4 protein-coding genes and 2 pseudogenes are annotated in these 4,298 nt (G+C 66.9%); 2 read left to right on the top strand and 4 right to left on the bottom strand.

Annotation, left to right across the window (positions count from 1 at the left end; translation table 11 throughout):
• On the bottom strand, window positions 1-382 hold a 382-nt coding region (locus tag QMX79_RS20140; RefSeq protein WP_251478306.1), incomplete at its 3' end, for a transposase zinc-binding domain-containing protein.
• 112 nt (window positions 383-494) lie between these two features.
• On the opposite strand from QMX79_RS20140, the pseudogene QMX79_RS20135 reads away from it, so the two are divergent.
• Window positions 495-1,058: pseudogene (locus tag QMX79_RS20135) on the top strand (transposase); the annotation flags it as partial.
• 241 nt (window positions 1,059-1,299) lie between these two features.
• Window positions 1,300-3,045: an alpha/beta-hydrolase family protein gene (locus tag QMX79_RS20130; protein WP_164145949.1), complete on the top strand. Its 1,746-nt coding sequence runs from the start codon at window positions 1,300-1,302 to the stop codon at window positions 3,043-3,045.
• A gap of 30 nt (window positions 3,046-3,075) precedes the next feature.
• On the opposite strand, the gene QMX79_RS20125 is transcribed toward QMX79_RS20130, so the two are convergent.
• From QMX79_RS20125 to QMX79_RS20115, 3 genes and pseudogenes are all read right to left on the bottom strand, one after another.
• On the bottom strand, window positions 3,076-3,723 hold the full coding sequence (locus QMX79_RS20125; protein WP_239502368.1) for a hypothetical protein: 648 nt from the start codon (window positions 3,721-3,723) through the stop codon (window positions 3,076-3,078).
• On the bottom strand, window positions 3,720-4,052 hold the full coding sequence (locus QMX79_RS20120) for a hypothetical protein (protein WP_164145948.1): 333 nt from the start codon (window positions 4,050-4,052) through the stop codon (window positions 3,720-3,722). The genes QMX79_RS20125 and QMX79_RS20120 overlap by 4 nt, the downstream gene beginning before the upstream one ends.
• Window positions 4,053-4,181: 129 nt before the next feature.
• Window positions 4,182-4,298, bottom strand: a pseudogene (locus tag QMX79_RS20115) (IS30 family transposase); the annotation flags it as partial.

The following is a 4,298-nucleotide window of genomic DNA, read 5'->3' as shown; positions in this document are numbered from 1 at the left end:
GGTACGGAAAGCTCAGCACCCATTGCCGCACCGGCCGCGGGCCGAACACCTCGTCCACCAGATGCCGCGCCGACTCGGCCATGCGCCGCGCGCCGCAGCTGGGGCAGAAGCCGCGCTTCTTGCAGGAGAACGCCACCAGCCTCTCGGCACGACAGTGCTCGCAGACCACGCGCAGGAAGCCGTGCTCGAGCACGCCGCAGCGCAGGTAGTCCTCGAACTCCTCGCGCACGTACTCGGGCAGCGGGCGGTCTTCTACCTCACGGCGCGCGAGAAAGTCCGGCCAATGCGCCTGCACCAGCGAATACAGCAGCGTGCGCTCGGGACGGTGAGGCGCATAGCGAGCCGTGGGCAGATGCGCTGCCGGCGACGTTGCGTGCGCCACGGCATCCTGCAGCTGCGACACGGTCGCGGCGAAGCGCGGCACGAAACACTCCGGTGCAGGGAATGGCTGCTCAGGCTTGCGCCAGCCCCGGCCGGTTCATATCGGCCTTTATGAGCTGCACCTCACACCGCTGGAGCTGATCGACCGCATTGCCGCGCTGGTTCCCCCGCCACGCACCCACCGGCACCGCTATTTTGGCGTGTTGGCACCCAACTCGCCGCTCAGGGCTGCGGTGACGGCGCTGGCGACACCGGCGCAAGCCGCTCCCGTGCTGGGCGCGTCGATCAGCACGGGGGAGTGCGCGCCTGGTGTGGTACCGATGAGCAGCGCGCTGCCATCCCAGAGCGAGCCGGTGCTGCCCAAGCGTGCAGCGCACTACCTGTGGGCGGTGCTGATCGCCCGCATCTACGAGGTGTTCCCCCTCTTGTGTCCGCTGTGTGGCGGGCATATGCGCATCATCGCGTTCATTACGCACAGCGCTGACATCCGGCACATCCTGGACCACATCGGGGCAGATTCAGAGCCACCCCGCATCTCCCCGGCGCGCGGGCCACCGCTGTGGGATGACTGTAGTGATGCGCAGATGGATGACGGGGCGCAAACCGAGCCAGCAGACTGGGACCTGGCGGCGCAACCGGCACCGGACTTTGAGGTCGATCAGCGCATCAGTTGGTGAATGAACAAAGCGGCGATTTTGACTTGCCGCGAACTGGCTCTGCGTCCGGTACACGCCGAGCGCCGCAAATCACTCTCCTGAACGCCAAACCCTGGTGGTGAACCTGACACCTGGGCGGGAAAATCGAGTGTCTCAGCCGGCTTGATGGCGCTTCCGCGGTGCGATACTTGGCCTCATGCGGTTAAAACGCCTATCCGTGTCCGTATATTGGCCCAAGGGGACCACTCGCAGGGGATACTTGATGCAACAGGACGACGACGCTGCACTCGCTTCCGGTACTACATCCGATGGCTGGTTCACCCGGCTCCGGCGTTCGCTGCTGGCGCGCCTTGGCAATACCGGGCTCGTGCTGGGGACGTTGTTCTTCGCCGCCTCGCTCACGCCCAGCCTCACGCCACGGATCACGGTCGCGCAGGCGGTGCTGTCGGGCATGTGCCTGGCCGCCGGCTACGGCCTGGGCGTGCTGCTGCGCTGGCTGTGGGGATACCTGGAGCTGCCGCTCCCCGGGCCGGCGGGACAGCCGCGTCGCCGCCGTATCGCGGTCGTCGCCTGCGCGGTCATCGCCGCGCTCGCGCTTTGGCGCAGCCAGCATTGGGAAAACATCGTCCGCGAACTGATGCACCTGGCTCCCGCCGGTCCATCGCGCATCCTGGGCGTACTCGCGGGTGCGGCGGTCGTGGCGCTGCTGCTGGTCGTGCTGGGCCGCATCGCGCTGATGATCATCAAGGCGGTGATGCGCCTGGTCACCCGCAAGGTGCCGCGACGGATCGCGCACGTGGTCGGTGCGATCGCCGGCGTGCTGCTGCTGGTGGGCCTGGTCAACGGCGTGATCCTGTCCTCGTTGCTGGACACCCTGGACGCCTCCTATCGCCAGGCCGATGCACTGATCCCGCCCGACATGCCGCCGCCGACCGAATGGGACAGCCCCGGCAGCGCGCAGTCGCTAGTGGCCTGGAACCAGCTCGGGCGCATGGGCCGGCGCTACGTCGATGCCCGCCCCACCGCCGACGAACTCGCCGCCTACGCCGGTCCCGGCGCCAAGGCGCCGCTGCGCGTGTACGCGGGCCTGCCCACCGGCGACACGCCCGAAGAGCGCGCCCAGCTGGCGCTGGAAGAACTCAAGCGCGTCGGCGGCTTCGAGCGCAAGGCGCTGATCATCATCACTCCGACCGGCACCGGTTGGGTCGACCCGTCCGGCATCGACGGCATCGAATATCTCTACCGCGGCGATGTGGCCAGCGTCGCGGTGCAGTACTCGTACCTGTCCAGTCCGCTGACGCTGCTCCTGGATCCGGACACAGGCGGGATCACCGCGCGCGCACTGTTCCGCGAGGTCTACGGCTACTGGCGCACGCTGCCGCCCGAGCGGCGGCCGAAGCTGTACCTGCACGGCCTGAGCCTGGGCGCGCTCAATTCGGAACGCTCGTTCGAGATGTTCGAGCTGCTCGGCGAACCATTCGATGGCGCGGTCTGGAGCGGACCTCCGTTCGCCGCCAGCAAGTGGGCCGGGCTGACCCGCTCGCGCAATCCCGGTTCGCCGGTGTGGCTGCCGCAGTTCCAGGACGGCTCGTTCGTCCGCTTCATGAACCAGGACGGCAGCTCCACCCCGCCCGGCACGCCGTGGGGCCCGATGCGCGTGGTCTACCTGCAGTACGGCAGCGACGCGGTGACGTTCTTCGACCGTCACGGCTTCTTCCGCGAACCGGAACTGCTCGATGCCCCGCGCCCGCCGGACGTATCCCCGGCGATGCGCTGGTATCCGGTCGTGACGATGATGCAGATGGCAATGGATACTTCGCTGTCGATGAGCGCACCAATGGGTTTCGGCCACGTCTACGCGCCATCGCACTACATCAACGCCTGGCTGGAAGTCACCGGCATCGACGACTGGTCGCCCGAAGACGTGGCCCGCCTGCAGCGCCACCTGGATGAGCGCCGGGCCGAAGAGCTGTCCAAGGATGGCGGCGAGGAGACCGTGGACGGCTGAACGTCGACGGTCTTGCGTGGACCGGCACCCTCAGTACATCCCGACCATGTTGAGGAACCAGCCCTCGTGGTCGTAGTCGAAGTCGGTCAGGTCGTCGCTGAACTCGGTGAAGTTGTAGCCGGCGCCGATGCGGAAGTTCTTGCCGATGTCGCGGTCCAGTCCGACCAGCCAGCCCTGCCGCGTGCCGCCGGCCTGCACGTCCAGCCAGCGGTATTCGGCCAGCGCGTGCCAGGCGTAGACCACCTCGTAGCGCAGCTGTAGCGCGGCGAAGTCGGTGGCCGAGTCGAACCACGGCCCGCTGCCGCGTCCGTAGCGCACCTCGCCCTCGCGCCGGGCGAGCTTGCCGGCCACTTCCCAATGCTGGTCGTGGCGGTAGACGCCTTCCACCGACAGCACCTGGGTTTTCTGGTCGTAGTCCTGCTCGCGCTGGCCCAGGCTGGAGAGGTCGTACAGGTAGGTGTAGCGGCCGAACATTTCCCAGCGCGCGCTATCCCACGGCCGCCAGGCGAAGCCGGCGTTGCCTTCGATGAAGCGCGCGTTCGCCAGGCGGTCGCGATGGTCGTCGGTGTCGGCGTAGTTCAGCCGGCCGGCGATGCGGAAGCGGGCTGATCGGCTTCGTGCCGGCGTTCGCGCGGCTGCTGCCCACGCCGGGCGCATGGATGGAGAGTGGCAGTTCATGTGAACTGGCCATCCGCCTCAGCAAGAATGTTGGTCAGCACATCCGCATCAATCCGGCACTGTTCGAGAGGAGCGGTGGCGAAATCCTCTCCGGGCTCCAGCTCATAGTAGCCAAGGGCCAGGCCATGGGCACGGTCGAGTGCAATAACGCCCCGCAAAACACGCGCGACCTCCGGATGGGTGTTGAGGAACAGTTCCCGCTCCAGCAAGGGTTGACCGGGTGGGACGGCCTTGACAGTCGTCGGCGCAACTCCAGTGAGACGCTTGAACTCAAGCAGCGCTGCGGTAGACCAGTCGGCGCCCGATGCGGTGATGACAATCTTGGACATGCTCGAAACGTTTCAGTTCTTAGCCACCAGACCTCGCCGTAGCAGGGGGGTATAGGAAGTTCAACCGCCCTTTTTGGCGAGTCTGGCGGGTAGGAAGCGGCCGCGCAAGCGCCGCTTTGGGCCTTGGATTCAACCGATCGACGCAACGGTTCGTCGGTATCGCTCGACGGGTGTTTCGTAGCCTAACGTCTTGCGGGGCCGCTCGTTCAGTTGGCGGGCAACTGCATCAAGCTGAGCTTGAGAGAT

The organism is Stenotrophomonas sp. PS02300, assembly GCF_029959395.1.
Lineage (GTDB): Bacteria > Pseudomonadota > Gammaproteobacteria > Xanthomonadales > Xanthomonadaceae > Stenotrophomonas > Stenotrophomonas maltophilia_AD.
The sequence above is the reverse complement of the archived record's forward strand: the minus strand, read 5'-3'. Positions and strand labels throughout refer to the sequence as shown.